The organism is Halochromatium glycolicum, from assembly GCF_016584085.1.
GTDB lineage: Bacteria > Pseudomonadota > Gammaproteobacteria > Chromatiales > Chromatiaceae > Lamprobacter > Lamprobacter glycolicus.
In genome coordinates this window covers 74,593-93,551 of the sequence record NZ_NRSJ01000014.1, presented here as the reverse complement: position 1 = coordinate 93,551, position 18,959 = coordinate 74,593, and the positions used below count along the sequence as shown (strand labels likewise).

Sequence of the window (18,959 nt, the reverse complement as noted above, 5' to 3'; positions counted from 1 at the left end):
TTCCCGAGCCATCCCCCTCGTCTCGCCCCCGACCAGCTCACGCAGAGCCACAACCTCCCCTCAACGGCGGTCAGCCAGACCTGCCACCTTACCTGCCAGACCTGCCGCGTCACCGCCCACACCCTGCTGACCGGGCTCACCAGCATGGCAACAATGGCCCGAGCGTCCCCCTATCCATAGACACTGCTGTCGACCGCTGCGCCAACCTGACGACCGCTTGCGTGCACCGAGACGCGAGGGTCTTCGGCTGGATGGCCCTGCCCCGATCCAATTTCTTTGCGCTAGATCAGTCTCTTGCCGATCTCGGCTGCTGTCGTTTGCAACGCCCCAAGAATCAGCGTCCGACCCACCGGCCATGCGCTAAGCGCCTCATTAAACAGCGTTTCTTCATCTCGAACCGTCCGCTCCTATGACCGCGAGCCCAGCTCAGCGGTCGCTCTCGCTGGAGCCGAATCGGCTGCTCACCCGAGTTTTCGCCCCTGCAAACCGCCGAATGGTGTCAACTTCGTCGTTGTCAGCCTGCCGAGACACTTGGCGAAAGGATCGTTTTATTCTTTCTCTTCAGAGTGTTACAACCCCTGAACACGGCTCCAAAAAGAAACCACAATCGATTCTGTACATTTGGGTTGACATTTAGTGCTGTCAAACTAAACTGACAGCCATGGAAACGCGATCACGGCCCAAGGAGAGGCCCCCGGCATCGCCGGTCGTACAGTTCGATCCGACGCCTGACGTCGGGTCGAGTCCCGCCGCACAGACTGGTGCGGTACTGTCATCGAACCCTTAACGGAGGGTATGTAAATGGCTGACATGAAGAGCGTTTCGGGCCTGACGCCTGAGCAAGCAAAAGAATTCCACGAGCAATTCAAGATCACCTACACCACGTTCGTCGGTATCGCTGCTGTGGCACACATCCTGGTTCTGGCCTGGAAGCCCTGGTTCTGATTCCAGTTTGACCCGAATCTCGATTTAGAGGATTTAACTCATGTTCCAAGACGTCTTCAATTACAAGCCGAAAGAGCAAGACTACCGCATCTGGCTGGTCCTGAATCCTGCAACTTGGCTGGTTCCGATCCTGATGTCTGTGTTCCTGCTCGGCATCCTGATCCATGCCTTCCTGTTCTCGGTCAGCCCCTATAGCGAGTACTGGGTTGCTGACGCAGCGCCTGCCGTTGAGGCTGCTCCGGCACCTGCAGCCGCGCCAGCTGAATAAAAACTATTCGCCGAAGGAGCTGACGGCTCGCCGCAGACTCCGCTACCGCTTCTCGTTGGCTCCTGACTCGGAGCAACGATGACCGCCGCAATCACGACAAGCGGCATCCTTTGATCTCAACGGAGACAACAAAATGGCCGACCCCGCAAGCCTTTCGGGCCTGACCCCTGATCAAGCGAAAGAATTCCACGAGCAATTCAAGGTCACCTACACCGCGTTTGTCGGTATCGCCGCTGTTGCTCATATTCTCGTCTTGGCCTGGAAGCCCTGGTTCTGAGCAACCGACGCTTTGATCGGTTACCGATCTAGCACGCTCCAAGCAACACACCTGATACCCTGCAAGAGAGGGCAAAAAGATGGCCGAAATCCAAAAACCAAAAAATCCTGAAGACGACTGGAAGGTCTGGCTCGTCCTGAATCCTGGCACATGGCTGGTCCCGATCCTGATGTCCGTGTTCCTGCTCGGCATCCTGATCCACGCTTTCCTGTTCACCGTTAGCCCGTACGGCGCGTACTGGGGCGGTTGATCAAGCTGCCTAGAGCCGCAGCGGCCTATTGAGAGATTGATAGACCGCTGTTACTGACCGATTGAGGCCGTCAAGGGGTCTCAGCGGTCAGCTGCGATCAAGAAGATCGCACCAAGCGCCGGTCTCGCGGTTAGCCTCGAATGTCATGAGACATCGGAGCGAAATCGCGGACCGGCGCTGGCCGTTTGGGCGCCAGTCATAGCGCGCCAGGATGCGCAACAGACTGGCCTATCTTTAGATCGCGCGACCAGAATGCCCTCTACGGTCCAACAAATCCGCAGCCTGTGTAGGCTAGCCAGGCATTTTGATAGGACCTCTTAGCAACAACCCGCAGCAGCGGGCGGACTACTTCATCGCTTTGGCGCGAACGAGGTTCACCAGCACGCCAGCGCCAGCCACAAGCGAAGACCAGTCCTCGGGCATCTCCAGCCTTGCCAACGCCGCAGTTGGCAGTAGCTTGCCATTGGCCAGCTCCTCGAGATCGCCGTCGGTGAGATAGCGCAGCAGATCCTCGAGCCCAGGATTGTGCCCCACCAATAGCAGGCTTGCCGGTTCCTTAGGATATTTGGCGAGCACCTGAAGCAGTTCATCAAGCCCGGCATCGTAGACAGCCAGGTCCCATTGGACATCGCGCTTCTTGTAATCGAGTCCTTTGCAGACCTTCAGTGTCGTCTCGCGCGCACGCTCTGCCGGTGAGCTCACGATCAGAGCCGGAACGAGCCCCTCACGATAGAGCCATTCTCCGATTCGCGGGGCCTCGCGCCTTCCGCGCTTGGCGAGAGGGCGCTCGATGTCAGAGGCTGCATCAGTGTCCCAGTCGGACTTTGCATGCCGCAGCAACAGCAGCTCGCGAGACATTCGATAACCAGCGGTTGGAACGGAGGGAGGGAGGTGATGCAGCGGACGGCGGTCTAGCCCCCGTCCGCTACCGGAAGCCTTTTAACATAACCGTAACGGAATCGGAAGGAAGCGGCCACGCACGCCGATGAAGGCGTTACCCTGAATCACGCGACATTGATCGTCCGGGGTGGCACACTGTGCCATGAACGTTAGCGCAGCTCGGCGAGGAGTCGGTCGATCATCCCTTCGGCCTGGCTCAGATAACCGCCACCGAACAGGTTCAGATGATTGAGGATATGGTAGAGGTTGTAGAGCTGTTTGCGGACCTGATAGCCAGCCGGCAGCGGCCAAGCGTCTTCATAGGCTGACCGGAATTGCCCGCCGAATCCGCCGAACAGTTCGGTCATCGCAAGATCGGCCTCGCGATCACCGTAGTAACAGGCCGGATCGAAGATGACGGGCTCGCCGCCGCGGGCATAGCCCAGATTACCTCCCCAGAGATCGCCATGCAGCAGCGAGGGGGCCGGGTCCTGATCGATCAGCGCGCCAAAACGGTCGAGCAGTTGCCCCCCACGCTGCTGGAGACGTCCACGATAGCCATTGCGACCAGCGAGTTCGAGCTGGAAGCCGAGCCGCTGGTCGCGCCAGAAGCTCACCCAATCCTCGTGCTCGCGATTCGGCTGCGGCGTTGAGCCGATCGTGTTATCCCGGTCCCAGCCAAAACGCTCGCGCGTGCAGCGGTGCATCGCGGCCAACTGGCGGCCGGCTTCGGCGGCATCGCCGCGACCGCCGCCGAGCTCGATGTACTCCATTGCGATGAACGACTCGTGGCCGGCCACGCCGGTGCAGACCGGGACCGGGACACGGATGCTGTCGGTCGCCGCCATCTCAGCCAGACCTGCAGCCTCCGCCTCGAACATCGTCACCAGATCGGCCGCGTTCAGCTTGACGAATAGGCGCCGCTGGCCGTCATCGAGCACGACGGCTCGGTTGATACAGCCGCCGCCGACGGTCTGCGGACGCCCCGGGCTGAATGGGCCTCCCGAGGCCGTTGCGATCTGATCTGCGATCGATTGCCAATCCGTCATTGCGTTGGTAGGTCGTTGGTCACGAGTGGGCCGGTATCCGGGAGACGCTGCAGCAGCGGACTGGTACGCGGAAAGTGGGCGCGCAGGAATGCCATCTGGTCCGCGAGCACGTTACGCCCCATCAAGTAGATGTACTCGACATGCGTCGGTATAAAGGGCACCGCGAGGAGCTGCATACCCGCCGCCTCGGGCGTCCGCCCGGCCTTGTAGTTATTGCAGCGGACACAAGCGGTCACAACGTTGTTCCACTCGTCGCGCCCGCCCTTGCTGACCGGTCGGACATGATCGCGCGACAGATGGCGTGCCGAAAAGCGCCCGCCACAGTAGAGGCAGAGATGATCGTCGCGCTGGAACAGGGTCCGGTTCGAGAGCGGCGGCGTGTAATCGTCGGCCAGCTTGCTCAGGCCATGATGGGTGCCGTGGGTCGCGATAATCGAATGGATCGCGAGCTCGCTGCGCTCGCGCGTGCGCGCGTTGATCCCGCCGCGCAGCAGGATCATCGGATTACCGCAGGCGTAGGCGACCTGCCCGAGGAAATAGAGGCGTGCCGCCGCCCGATAGTCGATCCATTCCAGCGGCATGCCCGCCAGATCGGTGCGCAGGACTTGTTGGCTCAGTGACAACATGGCGCAATACCCTGTCCTCTATATCGAATTCGACAGCGAGCGGATCGACGCGGCAATAATACACGGTTGACCGGACCGGGCAAGGCGACAGGCTCGATCCCAGCGCAGCCAATAGGCCGGTCCCGCAGCGACGAGGCCGATCGAGCCTCGGCTCGCCGCATTCAATCCCCCTGCAATCCAGGCCGCCCGCGGCCTAACAGGCGCCGCCGCACCGCAGCCATCACATCGGACCCATGCCAGGCCTCGAGCGTTCACCCGAGATTCGCCCCCCTGAGGAGCAGACGATGGCGATCGTCCGGGTCGCGGTGGCCGCGCCATTGCCTGAGCTCTTCGATTACCGCCTGCCCGCCGGCTGGCTCGACTGTGAGATCGGCAGACGGGTGCTGGTGCCGTTCGGCCGTGGACGCCGACTCGGCCTCGTCGTTGATCGCCAGCCCGAATCGGCTGTCGCCGACCACCGGCTCAAGGAGATCGAGCACTGCCTCGACGATGGCCCCCTGCTGACGCCTCAGGACCTCGAACTGCTCAACTGGGCCTCGGCCTACTACCACTGCCCCCCGGGCGAGGCCCTCTTCACAGCACTCCCCGCCCGCCTGCGCCGGGCCGATACCGACTTCAAGGAGCGCCGGCGCGGCTGGCGCATCCCGATCGACGCCAGGGCCGTTGATGACGGTCTCCTTGCCCGCGCACCGCGTCAGCGCGCGGTCTGGTCGATCCTGCAGGCCCATCCAGAGGGGATCGACGAGGCATCACTGCGCGAACAGCTCGGCGATTGCCGGGCCGCGTTGAGATCGCTCGAGCGCAAGGGGCTCCTCGAGCCTGCCAGCGCCGAAGTCCCTCTGGACGATGGGTCCCCGCCGAGCGCCGGCACACCCGCTCCGCTGCCCGAGCTGAACGCAGAGCAGCAGGCGGCCGTCGATCGAATCGATCAGACCCTCGGCTTCGCCTGCTTTCTGCTCGACGGCGTAACCGGAAGCGGCAAGACCGAAGTCTACATCCGGCTGATCCTCAACACGCTCGCTCGAGGTCGACAAGTCTTGGTGCTGGTTCCCGAGATCGGCCTCACGCCGCAGCTTGCCGAACGCTTTGCGCAGCGCATACCCGTCGAACGCGCGGTCTTGCACTCCGCGTTGGCCGAGCGCGAGCGCGCATCGAGCTGGCTACGCGCCGCACGCGGGTCAGCACGGCTGGTGCTCGGCACCCGCTCGGCGGTCTTCACGCCGCTGCCCGAGCTCGGATTGGTGATCGTCGACGAAGAGCATGACGTCTCCTTCAAGCAGCAAGACGGTTTCCGCTACTCGGCACGCGATGTCGCGGTGCGGCGTGCGCAGATGACCGATTGCCCGGTGCTGCTGGGCTCCGCCACACCGTCTCTCGAGACCCTCAGGAACGCCGAGCTGGGCCGTTACCGCCACCTCCGGCTGCGCCAGCGCGCCGGGGGCGCCCGCCCGCCACGGCTGCTGCTCGCGGACATCCGGTCCCAGCCCCTGGTCACCGGTCTTTCCCATGCACTGCTGACGCGCATGGGGGAGGTGATCGAAGCCGGCAATCAGGTGCTGCTGTTCCTAAACCGCCGCGGCTTCTCGCCGGTTCTGACCTGCCATGACTGCGGCTGGATCAGTGTCTGCCGTCACTGCGACGCACGGATGACGCTTCATCGTGGTAGAGGGCGGCTCGTCTGTCACCATTGCGGGGATCAGGCCGACCTGCCGGTGCATTGCCCCTACTGCGAGTCGCCGGATCTGCGTCCACTCGGGCAAGGCACCGAGCGCGTCGAAGACAGTCTGCGCCAACGTTTTCCGGGTATCCCGCTCGCTCGGATCGATCGCGATAGCACCCGCCGCAGAGGGGAGCTCGAGCGCGTCCTCACCGCCGCTCAAGCCGGTGCCTATCCGATCCTGCTCGGCACCCAGATGCTGGCGAAGGGCCACCACCTGCCCGGCGTCACGCTCGTCGGCATCCTGGATATCGACCATGGTCTCTATGGCAGCGACTTCCGTGCCGGCGAGCGTATGGCGCAGTTGCTCATTCAGGTCGCCGGACGGGCCGGCCGTGCCGAACTGCCCGGCACCGTGCTGGTACAGACCCGGCATCCGAACCATCCCTATCTGCAGCAACTGCTCCGCAAAGGTTATGGCGCATTCGCTGCCGCGGCCCTCGCCGAGCGCGCCGACGCGGCACTGCCTCCATTCAGTTTCCAGGCCCTGGTCCGCGCCGACAGCCGCGAAGAACAGTTTGCCCTCGAATTCTTGGAGAGGGCGCGTGGGCACGCGATCGCGCTCGCTCATCAGGGCATTCAGGTCTGGGGGCCGGCCCCGGCCAGTATGGAGCGTCGAGCCGGGCGCTTTCGAGCCCAGTTACTGCTGCAAAGCCCCGAGCGTGCTCCGCTGCACGCGCTGATCCGGGTCCTCTTGCCAGCGCTCAGGGGGTTGTCCGGCAACCGACGGCTACGCTGGTCCATCGACGTGGACCCCCTTGAAATGCTCTGATGTGGACGATGCTTTGATGTGGGAGATGCCCTGATACGGGAGAGCTCTGGATGCGGCAGCCGTTCTGACACCGCAGATGATCTGGCCCGGAGCCTTCAACAACGGCCTGAGCTTGAACCTCGCTCAAGCGTCGCTTTCACCCAAACGGCTCTTCCAATGGGGGACCGGTCAACGGCCCGTTCCGGTCATGTCCGCGACCAAGGGGGCCTGACTATAATCGTTGCCCCTCATCGATCACAGTGCTGCCCTATGCCCACCCCCTCGAACGACGCCCGCAAACGCCAACCGAGCCTCAAGATCCGGCTGCTGAGCCTGCTGTTCTTCGTGCTCTACAACCTGATCGGCATCGTCCACAGCCTCTTATGCCTCGCGGCCGCCCCGTTCCAGTCGTTCGAGCAGCGTTATCGCTTCGTCAACCTCTGGTCGCGCGCAACGATGTGGCTGCTGCGTCGACTCAACGGCGTACGCATCGAGGTCGAAGGCCGCGAGCACATCCCGAAGGATCGGCCCGTGGTGGTCATGTGCAACCACCAGAGCCAATGGGAGACCTTCTATCTCCAATTGGTTGTGTCGCCACAGGCGACCATCGTGAAGCGCGAGCTGCTCTGGGTCCCCTTCTTCGGCTGGGGACTAGCCCTGCTCAGGCCGATTGCCATCAACCGAGCGAAGGGCTCGCAGGCGTTGAAGACGCTGCTTCGGGTTGGTCAGCAGCGCCTCGATGAGGGTATCAGCGTCGTCATCTACCCGGAGGGCACGAGACAGGCACCGGGCACGCTGGGCAGCTTCAACCTTGGCGGCGCGATGCTCGCCGCGCGTGCAGGGGTTGAGGTCCTGCCGATGACCCATAACAGCGGTGATTGCTGGCCGCACCGATCATTGATGCGGCTGCCCGGCACGATTCGGCTGCGCATCGGCCCGCCGCTGCCGACCGAGGGACGCTCGCCGAAGCAGATCACGGCCGAGACCCAGGCCTGGATTCGCGCCCAGTATCCCGGCGAGCTCGCCACCTCGGCGTCCTCGGACTGAGCATCGCCCCGGCGCGCGCCCCGACCCACCCAGACCCGCCCTCGCGAGGCGTCGGCCCGGTCAGCTAGGCCCGCATCGCCTTGGCCAGGAGGCGATCGAGCGCGTTCGCGAACGCCTGGCGATCAGCCTGGCTGTAGGCCGGCGGCCCGCCGGTCTCCACGCCACTGGCGCGCAATGTCTCCAGGAAGTCGCGCATCGACAGACGCTGGCGCACGGTCTCGGCGGTAAACAGCTCGCCGCGCGGACTGAGGACCTGGCACGCGCTCGCGACCAGCTTGGCGGCGAGCGGGATGTCGGCGGTGATGACCAGATCGCCGGCAGTCGCATGCGCGGCAATATAGTCGTCTGCGACATCGAAGCCGGCACCGACCCGCACCGTCCGGATCAGCGGTGACGGCGGCACCGCAAGCGGCTGATTGGCGACCAGGGTCACCGGCACACCGGTCCGCTGTGCCGCACGGAACAGGATCACCTTCACCGGGCTCGGCGTGGCGTCCGCATCGACCCAAATCTGCATCCTCTTCCTCTCTGGCGCACAGCCGCCGTTGTCGATTGTTTCCAGCCGATGACCAGAACTGCGCTACACTGTGAGGTTATCCGCCGCGCTGGTCCATCTCTCGCCGCATCCCTGGCGCATCATATCGCTATTTCACCTGATCGCCGGACAGAAGGCGCCAAAGGGTTCAGGTCCTGCGCATCGATCTCGTCCGGCGTTCAGCATGATTGCCTATACATACCCGGCGCGCACGGCTGTCCTCGCTCGGCTTGCCTGGCCGCACTGGCCAAGCCCATCGTTGCGTCCTGCCTCCCCCCGCCCACTTGACCAAGATCATTCCGATGTCCGACCCTTCTGCCGTCACGAGCTTCGCCACGCTCGGCCTCCCCAAACCGCTGCTGGACGCATTGGATGCGGTCGGCTACGAGACGCCGTCGCCGATCCAGGCCGCCACGATCCCAGAGCTGCTGGCTGGACGCGACATCCTAGGCCATGCCCCAACCGGCACCGGCAAGACCGCCGCCTTCGTGCTCCCGCTGCTGGCCCGGATCGAGCTCAACCGCCGCGCCCCGCAGGTCCTCGTGCTCGCACCGACCCGAGAGTTGGCGATCCAGGTCGCCGAGGCCTGCCAACGCTACGCCAGCGCTCTGGCCGGGTTCCAGGTGCTGCCGATCTACGGGGGTTCTGATTACGGCGGGCAGATCCGGCAGCTCAAGCGCGGCGTGCATCTGATCGTCGGCACGCCGGGACGGGTGATGGATCATATGCGTAAGGGCACATTGCGTCTCGACGCCCTGCAGGCACTGGTGCTCGATGAGGCCGACGAGATGCTGCGCATGGGCTTCATCGATGATGTCGAGTGGATCCTGGAGCAGACCCCGCCCGAGCGCCAGATCGCGCTGTTCTCGGCCACGCTGCCCGAGGCGATCCAGCGCATCGCAAACCGCTACCTGAGCGCCCCGCAGACCATCAGCATCGAGTCTGCGACGGCAACCGCAGAGACCATCCGGCAACGCTACTGGCTGGTCAGCGGCATGCATAAGCTCGATGCGCTCACACGCATCCTCGAGGTCGAGCCGTTCGACGGCCTGCTCTTGTTCGTGCGCACCAAGACCGCGACTGGCGAACTCGCAGCCCGGCTCGCGGCACGCGGCTGGCCGGCCGCTGCACTCAACGGCGATATGCCGCAGCAGCAGCGCGAGCAGATGATCGAGCAACTGCGCAGCGGGGAGCTCGACATCCTGGTCGCCACCGATGTCGCCGCCCGCGGCCTCGATGTCGAGCGTATCAGCCATGTCATCAACTACGACATCCCCTACGACAGCGAGGCCTACATCCATCGGATCGGTCGTACCGGTCGGGCCGGCCGCGCCGGCGAGGCGATCCTGTTCGTCGCGCCGCGCGAGCGGCGCATGCTGCAGAGCATCGAACGCGCGACGCGCCAGCGTATCGCGCCGCTGACGCTGCCCTCGACCGAGACCGTCAACAACAAGCGCATCGCCGACTTCAAGCAGCGCATCACCGATACGCTGGCGGCGGGCGAGCTCGGTTTCATGCAGAGCCTGATCGAGCAATACCAGGAAGAGCACGACGTGCCGGCGCTCGAGATCGCTGCTGCCCTGGCCAAGCTGTCGATCGGCGATCAGCCGCTGCTGCTGGAGGCCGTCCCCGAGCAGCCGAGGCGCCAGCGTGAGCAGCGAGAGCGCGGCCAAGCGCCGCGCCATGACAGCCCCAAGCGCTCCGCTCGGCAGCGTTCAGGGCCGGAGCAAGGCATGGAGCGCTTCCGCCTCGCCGTCGGTCACCGCAACGGGGTCAAGCCCGGCAATATCGTCGGCGCCATCGCCAATGAGGCCGGCCTCGACGCACGCCATATCGGCCGCATCGAGATCGAAGACGCATTCAGCTTCGTCGACCTGCCCACCGGCATACCCCACGAGATCCTGCAAGAGCTCAAGCGCACGCGCGTCTGCGGACGGCCGCTCGCGATCACCCGTGCCGGCGCCGACGACGAGCAGACCGGCCCCCGGGGCAAGCGCCAGCAGCGTCCAAAGCGATCAGGTCCGAACCGATCAGCCCCCGGTCGATCAGCCCCCGGTCGATCAGCCCCTGACCGTTGAGCCCAAACAGTCAGGTCGGTACCGATCCGCGCCGGATGACGAGACAAAGCAGAAACAAGAACTGAAACAGATCGCCGAGGTCGGTTTTGTGTTAGCCTAATGGCTTCGGGTGCCTGGACCGGTCGGCACCGCTCGCGAGTGCAGGCGATCCGTCGCCGCAGCCGCCGAAACACGCTTGAGCCGTTCGCCGCTCTTCCTGCTCTAAGCCCCCGCCGCGTTGAACCGCCGGCTCGGCGCATGGACCAGGGTTCTCTGCTGACCTCCAAGCACTGCCGCCAAGGCACCGACTCATCCAGCCCGGACCGGCTCCCGCCCGTGTGGTAGGGAGGGCCCTTCTGGAGACCAGACCATGTCGTTCGACACCCTCGGCCTATCCGCCGAGCTCCTGCGCGCCGTGCGCGAGCAGGGCTACAGCCAGCCCACCCCGATCCAAGCCAAGGCCATCCCGACCATCCTCGCCGGAGGCGATGTGATGGCCGCTGCCCAGACCGGCACCGGCAAGACCGCCGGCTTCACGCTGCCGTTACTGCAACGTCTTCGCGCGGAGCCCTCCAGTCAGTCCGGCCGGCGAGCCCAGTCTGGCGCGCACCGGCCGATCCGCGCGCTGGTGCTGACCCCGACCCGTGAGCTGGCCGCTCAGGTCCAGGACAGCATCCAGACCTATGGCCGCCATCTGCCGCTGCGCTCAGCGGTGATCTTCGGCGGCGTCAAGATCAATCCGCAGATCGAGCAGCTACGCCGCGGTGTCGACATCCTGGTCGCCACCCCGGGTCGGCTCCTCGATCACGCCAGCCAGGGCACCGTCGACCTCTCTCGGGTCGAGACCCTGATCCTGGACGAGGCCGACCGGATGCTCGACATGGGCTTCATCCATGACATCCGAAAGGTGCTCGCGCTGTTGCCGCCGAATCACCAACGGCAGAACCTGCTGTTCTCGGCGACCTTCTCCGACGAGATCAAGCAGCTCGCCGAGCGCCTGCTGAACAAGCCCGAGCTGATCGAGGCCGCGCCGCGCAACAGCACCGCCGAGCGCATCGATCAGGTGGTCTACCCGGTCGACCGACAGCGCAAGCGCGAGCTCCTCAGCCACATGATCGGCGCCAACGACTGGCGTCAGGTCCTGGTGTTCACGCGCACCAAGCACGGCGCCAACCGGCTCGCTGAGCAGCTCGAGCGCGACGGTCTCAGCGCCGCGGCGATCCACGGCAACAAGAGTCAGGGCGCGCGCACCCGGGCGCTCTCCGGTTTCAAGAGCGGCGATGTCCGGGTCTTGGTCGCGACCGATATCGCTGCCCGCGGGCTCGATATCGATCAGCTCCCGCATGTGGTCAATTACGAGCTACCGAACGTGCCGGAGGACTACGTGCACCGGATCGGCCGGACCGGTCGGGCCGGACGCGAGGGTCAGGCGGTCTCTCTGGTTTGCGTCGACGAGCACAAGCTGTTGCGCGACATCGAGCGCCTGCTGAAACGTCCAGTACCCAAGGTGATCCAACCGGGCTACGAGCCGGACCCCAACATTGCAGCGGAGCCGATCCAGAACGGCCGCGGCGGCGGCCGCAACGGTGATCCGGGCGCTCGACGCGCCGGGAACGGGAAACCGCGCGGAGCCCAACGCCGGGCGAGTCAACCACGGAACGCGCGCCGCCCGGCGGCGGAGCAACAACCTGGTGGTCGCACTGCGGACCGGGCACCGGCTCAAGCGACGGCCGGTGCCAATACGAGGCGCCGCCCTGACGAGGCGGCCGAGCCGAGGGCAGCGGCCGCCAAACGCGGCCATGGGCGCGGCCACGCGCGGCAGCTGGGCAGCGAGGCGCGCACAAGCCATCACCGACATGCGAGGCGAGGCCGCCCACAGGAGATCCCGGCCCTGCTCGGCGGCGGCCGTGACGATTGAGGCGGCTGCCGTGGGGCAGAGCACGGGGCAGCGCGATCATCCGGGACATGACCGAGCCCAGGCGACCGGCGGCAGTTGATCCTCGCGTCGATCCAACACGAGACAGGATCGACAACGAGTTTGGAGGCGCTTGACAGTTGCCAGTCGATCTCGCCTGGCCCGGCCTCAGCGCTGAACGCCTCAGCGCTGAACGCCTGATTGCTGAACGCCTGAGTGCTGCCAGTGCTGAGCGCGAGGCCGGTCCCCTGTAGCGCTATCGGACGAGGCGAAATCGCGACGGCAAGACCAGCGCCGATCACCCACCGCATGCTCGAGATCACGCCAACGATCCGCATCCCTGAGAGCGAGCTGGATGAGCGCTTCGTGCGCTCACCCGGCCCGGGCGGGCAAAACGTGAACAAGCTCGCCACCGCGGTGCAGCTGAGCCTCGATCTGCAGCACTCGCCCTCCCTGCCGGAACCGGTGCGCATGCGGCTGCTGAGCAGCGGCGATCGACGGATCGACGGCGACGGCGTCATCCACATCCAGGCCCACCGGTTCCGCACCCGGGAGCGCAATCGCGCCGACGCACGCGCCCGCCTGGCCGCGGTGATCCGCCGGGCCAGCCAGACGCCCAAGCCGCGTAAACCGACGCGGCCATCGCGGGCTGCAAGGCGGCGACGCCTCGATGAGAAGAAACAGCGTGGTCGAATCAAGGCGCTGCGCCGATCGGTGGGCTCAAGCGATTGAGCTGACAGCGCGTCCGCTGAGGCCGATTGATGAACCTCCCGGACCAAGCTCCGGGCCGGAATCGATCTGGCAGCCAACAGCCGCTTTCCGTATCCTTGCGCAGTAACCGACGCCAGCGCGCACGGGCCCAAACCGCAGACTCAGCGAGCCCGTGCAGCGAACGATACCGTGCGATCCATCGCCATACGATCGCACGACCCTGAAGACACTCGAGAACCGATGAAGCAACAGATCCAAGGACTCGTGCAGGACGCCCTCGAGCAGCTCGTTGCGCAAGGCGCGCTGACGCTCGAGGCCTTTCAAGGGCAGCTGCCGACACCGCAGATCGAGCGCACCCGCGACGAGACGCACGGCGACTTTGCGACCAACGTGGCGATGGTGCTGGCCAAGCGCGCCGGGATGAGGCCGCGCGATCTCGCCGAGCGCATCGCCGCCGCCCTGCCCAGCTCACGCGCAGTCGCACGCATTGAGATCGCTGGCCCAGGCTTCATCAACTTCCATCTCGCCGCCGATGCCTATCACGCCCAGCTCGCCGAGATTAGCGTTCAAGGCCCCGACTATGGGCGCTCGCGGCTCGGGGCCGGCAAGCGCGTCCAGGTCGAGTTCGTTTCGGCGAACCCGACCGGCCCACTGCACGTGGGCCATGGCCGCGGCGCCGCCTATGGTGCTGTCGTTGCCGACCTGCTCACGGCGGTCGGCTTCGACGTCCACCGCGAATACTATGTCAATGACGCCGGCCGACAGATGGATATCCTCTGCGCATCGGTCTGGCTGCGTTACCTAGAGCTCTGTGGTGAAGACCTCGCCTTCCCGAGCAATGGCTACAAGGGCGACTATGTTTGGGATATCGCAGCGAGCCTGCACCGCGAGCACGGCGACGCCTATCGCGCCGAGGCCGGACAGGTCTTCGCCGGCCTGCCCCCTGACGAGATCGATGGCGAGCCGAACGGGGACAAAGAGGCCCATATCGATGGGCTCATCGAGAACGCGAAACGGCTGCTCGGGGACAACCGCTATCGTTTCGTGTTCGAGCTCGGCCTCAATACGATCTTGGACGACATCCGCCAAGACCTCGCCGAGTTCGGCGCCAGTTACCAGGAATGGTACTCCGAGCGCACCCTCACCGAGAGTGGCGCCGTCAACCGCGCGATCGAGCGCCTACGCGAAGGTGGCCATGTCTACGAGCAGGCCGGCGCCCTCTGGTTCCGCTCCAGTGCCTTCGGCGACGAGAAGGACCGCGTCCTGGTGCGCGACAACGGCCAGACGACCTATTTCGCCTCCGACATCGCCTACCACATGGACAAGCTCGAGCGCGGCTTCGAGCGGGTGATCGACATCTGGGGCGCCGATCACCACGGGTATGTCCCGCGGGTGAAGGCAGCCCTGAAGGCCCTGGGCGACGAGGCCGAACGGCTCGACGTGCTGCTGGTCCAGTTCGCGGTACTCTATCGCGGCGGCGAGAAGGTCCAGATGTCGACGCGCTCGGGCGAGTTCGTCACCCTGCGCCAGCTGCGCAAGGAGGTCGGCCGCGATGCCGCCCGTTTCTTCTATGTGATGCGCCGCTGTGAGCAACACATGGATTTCGATCTGGACCTGGCCAAGAGTCAGTCCGCCGACAATCCGGTCTACTACTGCCAGTACGCCCACGCGCGCATCGAGAGCGTGCTCCGCCAAGCAGCGGAACGCGGCATCCCGGTCGAGCCGAGCAGCGGCACGAAACACCTGGAACGGCTTGAGACCGAGCACGAGCTGGCCCTGTTGAAGACCCTCTCACGCTATCCCGAGGTCGTCGAGGCAGCAGCGCTCAGCCACGAACCGCACCTGCTGACGCATTACCTGCGCGAGCTTGCCAATGAGCTGCACACCTATTACAACGCCCACCAGTTCCTGGTCGATGATGGGACCTTGCGCGACGCACGCATCAAGCTGATCCTGGGCGTGCGGCAGGTCCTTCGCAACGGGCTCGGGCTGATCGGCGTTTCGGCGCCAGCGCAGATGTGAGCGACAACGATGATGGGCGCGATCCAGGCGACAGCAGCCAGCGGACGGTCATGACCAAAGACTATCGCCGCAACCCCACCCCCAAGCGGCGGCGCGATGCCCGCCGCGGGTCTTGCGCGTTCTGGTTCCTGTTTGGCGGCCTGATCGGCGCCTTCGGCGTCGGCTATGCCTGGATGATCCACGAGCCCGGCGCCGATCAGCTCAACGAGCAGGCAACCACCCGCCCACCACCGAAACCGCCACAGGAACGCACCTTCGACTTCTACAGCCTGCTACCGGAGGAAGAGGTCGTGGTTCCCCCGCAGGAGCCTGCCGAACCGACAGCGCTGCCTCCTTCGGCCGCAACCGCGCCCCAGCAAGCGCCACCAGTCCAGAACTCGGCACCCCAGGCAAGGGATCAGCGTCTCCCGCAGCCAACGCCTACCTCGGCCGAGACGGCACCGACCCCGAAAACCGCGCCTGGAAGCGCGCAGGACAGCGCGCCGGGCGGCAGCGGCGATTACCTGCTCCAGGTGGGGTCCTTCCGCAGCTCGTCCGATGCCGAGCGGCTCAAGGCGCAGCTCGCGCTCAAGGACATCCCGACCCGTATCCAGACCGTGACCATCGACAACGGTCAGACCTATCATCGTGTCCGTACCGGTACCTATGATAAGACCCAGGCACAGTCGCTGAGCGCCAAGCTCGCCCGCGAAGGCCAGGAAAGCATCATGATCCGCGCCCGTTGACACCTCTCAGCTCGGGTTTGGCCCCGAAGGTGTACACTCGCGCCATTAACCAGCCGTGTCCATTGAGCACCGCCTGCGATGTCCGACGATAAGACCACCCATTTCGGCTATCAGGAAGTCCCGGTCAAGGAGAAGGCCAGCCGCGTGCGCGCCGTCTTCGACTCGGTCGCGACCCGCTACGACCTGATGAACGACCTGATGTCGCTCGGCATCCATCGGCTCTGGAAACGCCGCACGATCGAGCTGGCCGGCGTACGGCGCGGGCAGCGGGTGCTCGACCTTGCGGCTGGAACCGGCGACCTCGCCGAGCAATTCGCACGCATTGTCGGCGCCGACGGCGGTGTCGTGATGTCGGACATCAATCAGGCCATGCTCGCACAGGGGCGTGAGCGTCTGGTCGACGCCGGCATCGTTGGCAACCTCGACTATGTGCTGGCCGACGCCGAAACGCTGCCCTTCGCCGGGAACAGCTTCGACTGCGTCACCATCGGGTTCGGGCTGCGCAACGTCACCCACAAGCAGTACGCGCTGAACGAGATCTGTCGCGTGCTCCGACCCGGCGGCCGGGCGCTGATCCTCGAGTTCTCGCATCCGACCACCAAGCCGTTGGCGAAGGCCTACGATCTCTATTCCTTCTCGGTGCTTCCGAATCTGGGACGGCTCGTCGCCGGCGATGCGGACAGCTACCGCTACCTGGCCGAATCGATCCGGATGCACCCCGATCAGGAGACCCTGCGCTCGATGATGGAACAGGCGGGTTTCGAGCGCTGTGAGTTCGTCAATCTCACTGGCGGCATCGTCGCCATCCACCGCGGTTACAAGCTGTGAGCAGCGAACCCGAGCCCACTGATTATGTGGCGCCGCCGACCGCCGCGCTGGCGGCTGTCGAGGCCTTGATCAATCGTCTGCTCGCGCTCGACCCGGAAGGGGCGGCGGCCCTCGCCAAGCTCCAGGGGCGTGTGCTGCGGGTTGAGCTCATGGGCATCGGGCTGCACCTCCACCTGGTCCCGGAGACCGACGCGCTGCGCCTGTACGGAGATTATGCGGCCGAGCCAGACTGCGTGGTCCGCGCCACACCGGCCGCGCTGTTGAGCATGGCCCTGGCCGAGCATCGCGAAGATGAGGTCTTCAGTGGCGCCGTCACCATCGATGGCGACAACAGCCTCGCGCAATCGCTTGGCGAGCTCATCAAGGGGCTCGATATCGACTGGGAAGAGCAGCTCGCAAAGCTCGTCGGCGATGCACTCGCCCACCGCATTGGTGACCAAGTGCGTTCGGCAAGCCGCTGGGGTGGACGCAGCGGGCAGCTCCTGACCACCGATCTGCGCGAGTATCTCATCGAGGAAGGCCGCTTTCTGCCGAGCGAGCCCGAGATGAACGCGTTCCTGGACGGGGTCGACCGCTTACGCGACGACGTCGAGCGCATCGAAGCACGCATCGATCGGCTGACCCGCCAAACCGGCGACCCCGATACAAGCGCAGGCCCCGTCTAGCCTGAGCAGCGGGTCGGATTGCGCATGTTTCGCCTCTCGCAGTCGCTGCGGCTGCTCCACATCAACCTGGTGCTGCTCAAGCATGGTCTCGATGAGGTCATCGTCGCGACCAAGCTATTCCGGCCGCTGCGCTTCTTCCTCTATCTGGCACCCTGGCACTGGTATCGACGCAATCTCCCGGCCTATCCGGTCCGGGTCCGGCTGGCACTCGAGGAGCTCGGGCCGATCTTCATCAAGTTCGGTCAGCTGCTCTCGACCCGTGTCGACCTGCTGCCCGAGGAGCTGGCGGTGGAGCTCGCGCGCCTGCAGGACCGCGTTCCCCCGTTCCCGGCGCCGGAGGCCCGCCGGCTGATCGAGAAGGCCTGGGGTCAGCCGATCGAGACGGTGCTGGACGAGTTCCAGGAGCAGCCGCTCGCCAGTGCTTCGATCGCGCAGGTCCATACGGGGCGGCTCAAGGACGGGCAAGAGGTCATCGTCAAGGTCCTGCGCCCGGACATCGAGCGCATCATCCGCCGCGACGTCGACCTGATGCTGACCTTTGCGCATCTGGCGCAGCGCTATTGGCCGGATGGGCGACGGCTGCGGCCAGTCGAGGTGGTGCGCGAATACGAGAAGACCATCTTCGACGAGCTCAACCTCCAGCGCGAGGCCGCCAATGCCTCGCAGCTCAGGCGCAACTTCAAGCACAGCCAGCTGCTCTATATCCCCGAGGTGTTCTGGGACTGGACCCGGCCGAACGTGATGGTGATGGAGCGCATCTACGGCACCCCGGTCTCCCAGGTCGATCAGCTCAAGGAGCAGGGGATCAGCATGCGCTCGCTCGGCACCCGCGGCGTCGAGATCTTCTTCACCCAGGTGTTCCGGGACAACTTCTTCCACGCCGACATGCACCCCGGCAACATCTTCGTCGAGCCGACCGGCCGCTATATCTCAGTGGATTTCGGGATCGTCGGCACCCTGACCAAAGAGGACCAGCGCTATCTCGCCGAGAACCTGCTTGCGTTCTTCCGCCGCGATTATCGGCGTGTCGCCGAGCTCCATGTGGAATCAGGCTGGGTCCCGCGCGGCACCCGGGTCGAGGAATTCGAGTCCGCAATCCGGACCGTCTGCGAGCCGATCTTCGAGAAGCCGCTCTCCGAGATCTCGTTCGGCGGCTTCCTGGTCAATCTGTTCCAGACCGCACGTCGGTTCGACATGGAGATCCAACCGCAGCTCGTCCTGCTCGAGAAGACCCTGCTTAACATCGAGGGGCTGGGCCGCCAGCTCTATCCGCAGCTCGACCTCTGGACCACCGCCAAGCCGTTCATGGAGCGCTGGATGCGCGAGCAGATCGGCCCGCGGATGCTCAGCCGGCGTCTCGCCTACAACTGGCCGGCGCTCGCCGAGCGGCTGCCCGAGCTACCGATCGCGCTCACTCGGATTATCGATCAGCTCGAGCACGAGGCGGCCCTCTATCCCGAAGGCAGCAACCGCAGCTTCGCCGAGCTCGGTGCCCAGATCCGGGACAGCGAGCGGCGTTCGAGCTCGGTCTTGATCGCGATCGTGCTCGCAACCCTTGGCACGACCCTGCTCCTGCTGCCACCACCGGAGATCCTGCCCTGGCCACTGGTCGCACCGATCGCCGCGAGTGCGATGTTCGTAACCAGTCTCGCGATCTTCTGGCGACTGTTGATCTTTTCGCGCCGCAGCTGA

The 18,959-nt window shown here is 65.2% G+C and carries 19 protein-coding genes; 15 read left to right on the top strand and 4 right to left on the bottom strand.

All coding sequences use genetic code 11. From position 1 onward, the window contains the following. From CKO40_RS23950 to pufA (CKO40_RS09795), 5 genes are all read left to right on the top strand, one after another. A partial coding sequence (locus CKO40_RS23950; RefSeq protein ID WP_207173538.1) for a hypothetical protein occupies positions 1-180 on the top strand: 180 nt, incomplete at its 5' end. A 621-nt stretch (positions 181-801) separates the two neighbouring features. Then, positions 802-945, top strand: coding sequence for a light-harvesting antenna LH1, beta subunit (gene pufB / locus CKO40_RS09810; protein ID WP_200346024.1), 144 nt, complete (start codon positions 802-804; stop codon positions 943-945). Between the two features lie 40 nt (positions 946-985). Then, a complete protein-coding gene (gene pufA / locus CKO40_RS09805; protein WP_200346023.1) occupies positions 986-1,213 on the top strand; it encodes a light-harvesting antenna LH1, alpha subunit in 228 nt (75 codons plus the stop codon). Between the two features lie 133 nt (positions 1,214-1,346). After that, positions 1,347-1,490, top strand: a complete 144-nt coding sequence (gene pufB, locus CKO40_RS09800) for a light-harvesting antenna LH1, beta subunit (protein WP_200346022.1) — start codon at positions 1,347-1,349, stop codon at positions 1,488-1,490. A 79-nt stretch (positions 1,491-1,569) separates the two neighbouring features. Beyond that, entirely contained in the window at positions 1,570-1,740 is a 171-nt protein-coding gene (gene pufA, locus CKO40_RS09795) for a light-harvesting antenna LH1, alpha subunit (RefSeq protein WP_200346021.1), read from the top strand. A gap of 345 nt (positions 1,741-2,085) precedes the next feature. On the opposite strand, the gene CKO40_RS09790 is transcribed toward pufA (CKO40_RS09795), so the two are convergent. The 3 genes from CKO40_RS09790 to CKO40_RS09780 all read right to left on the bottom strand — a co-directional run bounded on the left by CKO40_RS09790 (position 2,086) and on the right by CKO40_RS09780 (position 4,294). Then, positions 2,086-2,598, bottom strand: coding sequence for a SixA phosphatase family protein (locus CKO40_RS09790; protein ID WP_200346020.1), 513 nt, complete (start codon positions 2,596-2,598; stop codon positions 2,086-2,088). A gap of 191 nt (positions 2,599-2,789) precedes the next feature. Beyond that, positions 2,790-3,668, bottom strand: a complete 879-nt coding sequence (locus CKO40_RS09785) for a fructosamine kinase family protein (protein ID WP_200346019.1) — start codon at positions 3,666-3,668, stop codon at positions 2,790-2,792. Beyond that, a complete protein-coding gene (locus tag CKO40_RS09780) occupies positions 3,665-4,294 on the bottom strand; it encodes an HNH endonuclease (RefSeq protein WP_200346018.1) in 630 nt (209 codons plus the stop codon). The genes CKO40_RS09785 and CKO40_RS09780 overlap by 4 nt, the downstream gene beginning before the upstream one ends. A 284-nt stretch (positions 4,295-4,578) precedes the next feature. Here CKO40_RS09780 and CKO40_RS09775 point away from each other — a divergent pair, with 284 nt between their 5' ends. After that, complete coding sequence (locus CKO40_RS09775; RefSeq protein ID WP_200346017.1) at positions 4,579-6,783, top strand: primosomal protein N'; 2,205 nt, start codon at positions 4,579-4,581, stop codon at positions 6,781-6,783. A 249-nt stretch (positions 6,784-7,032) separates the two neighbouring features. After that, positions 7,033-7,809 (top strand): lysophospholipid acyltransferase family protein, encoded by a 777-nt coding sequence (locus tag CKO40_RS09770; protein WP_200346016.1) that lies wholly within the window; start codon positions 7,033-7,035, stop codon positions 7,807-7,809. Between the two features lie 64 nt (positions 7,810-7,873). Here CKO40_RS09770 and CKO40_RS09765 read toward each other — a convergent pair whose 3' ends face one another. After that, on the bottom strand, positions 7,874-8,326 hold the full coding sequence (locus CKO40_RS09765) for a YaiI/YqxD family protein (protein ID WP_200346015.1): 453 nt from the start codon (positions 8,324-8,326) through the stop codon (positions 7,874-7,876). A gap of 320 nt (positions 8,327-8,646) precedes the next feature. Here CKO40_RS09765 and CKO40_RS09760 point away from each other — a divergent pair, with 320 nt between their 5' ends. The 8 genes from CKO40_RS09760 to ubiB all read left to right on the top strand — a co-directional run bounded on the left by CKO40_RS09760 (position 8,647) and on the right by ubiB (position 18,959). After that, on the top strand, positions 8,647-10,422 hold the full coding sequence (locus CKO40_RS09760) for a DEAD/DEAH box helicase (RefSeq protein WP_200346014.1): 1,776 nt from the start codon (positions 8,647-8,649) through the stop codon (positions 10,420-10,422). 349 nt (positions 10,423-10,771) lie between these two features. Next, positions 10,772-12,319: a DEAD/DEAH box helicase gene (locus CKO40_RS09755; protein WP_200346013.1), complete on the top strand. Its 1,548-nt coding sequence runs from the start codon at positions 10,772-10,774 to the stop codon at positions 12,317-12,319. Positions 12,320-12,625: 306 nt separating this feature from the next. After that, positions 12,626-13,048: an alternative ribosome rescue aminoacyl-tRNA hydrolase ArfB gene (gene arfB, locus CKO40_RS09750; RefSeq protein WP_200346012.1), complete on the top strand. Its 423-nt coding sequence runs from the start codon at positions 12,626-12,628 to the stop codon at positions 13,046-13,048. A 219-nt stretch (positions 13,049-13,267) separates the two neighbouring features. After that, a complete protein-coding gene (gene argS, locus CKO40_RS09745; protein WP_200346011.1) occupies positions 13,268-15,049 on the top strand; it encodes an arginine--tRNA ligase in 1,782 nt (593 codons plus the stop codon). 50 nt (positions 15,050-15,099) lie between these two features. Then, positions 15,100-15,774: an SPOR domain-containing protein gene (locus tag CKO40_RS09740; RefSeq protein ID WP_200346031.1), complete on the top strand. Its 675-nt coding sequence runs from the start codon at positions 15,100-15,102 to the stop codon at positions 15,772-15,774. 78 nt (positions 15,775-15,852) lie between these two features. Beyond that, positions 15,853-16,602 (top strand): bifunctional demethylmenaquinone methyltransferase/2-methoxy-6-polyprenyl-1,4-benzoquinol methylase UbiE, encoded by a 750-nt coding sequence (gene ubiE, locus CKO40_RS09735; RefSeq protein WP_200346010.1) that lies wholly within the window; start codon positions 15,853-15,855, stop codon positions 16,600-16,602. Beyond that, on the top strand, positions 16,599-17,267 hold the full coding sequence (locus CKO40_RS09730) for an SCP2 sterol-binding domain-containing protein (protein WP_200346009.1): 669 nt from the start codon (positions 16,599-16,601) through the stop codon (positions 17,265-17,267). The genes ubiE and CKO40_RS09730 overlap by 4 nt, the downstream gene beginning before the upstream one ends. Positions 17,268-17,291: 24 nt before the next feature. Then, positions 17,292-18,959 carry a ubiquinone biosynthesis regulatory protein kinase UbiB gene (ubiB, locus tag CKO40_RS09725; RefSeq protein WP_200346008.1) on the top strand — a complete coding sequence of 556 codons (1,668 nt, stop codon included), beginning with the start codon at positions 17,292-17,294 and terminating at the stop codon, positions 18,957-18,959.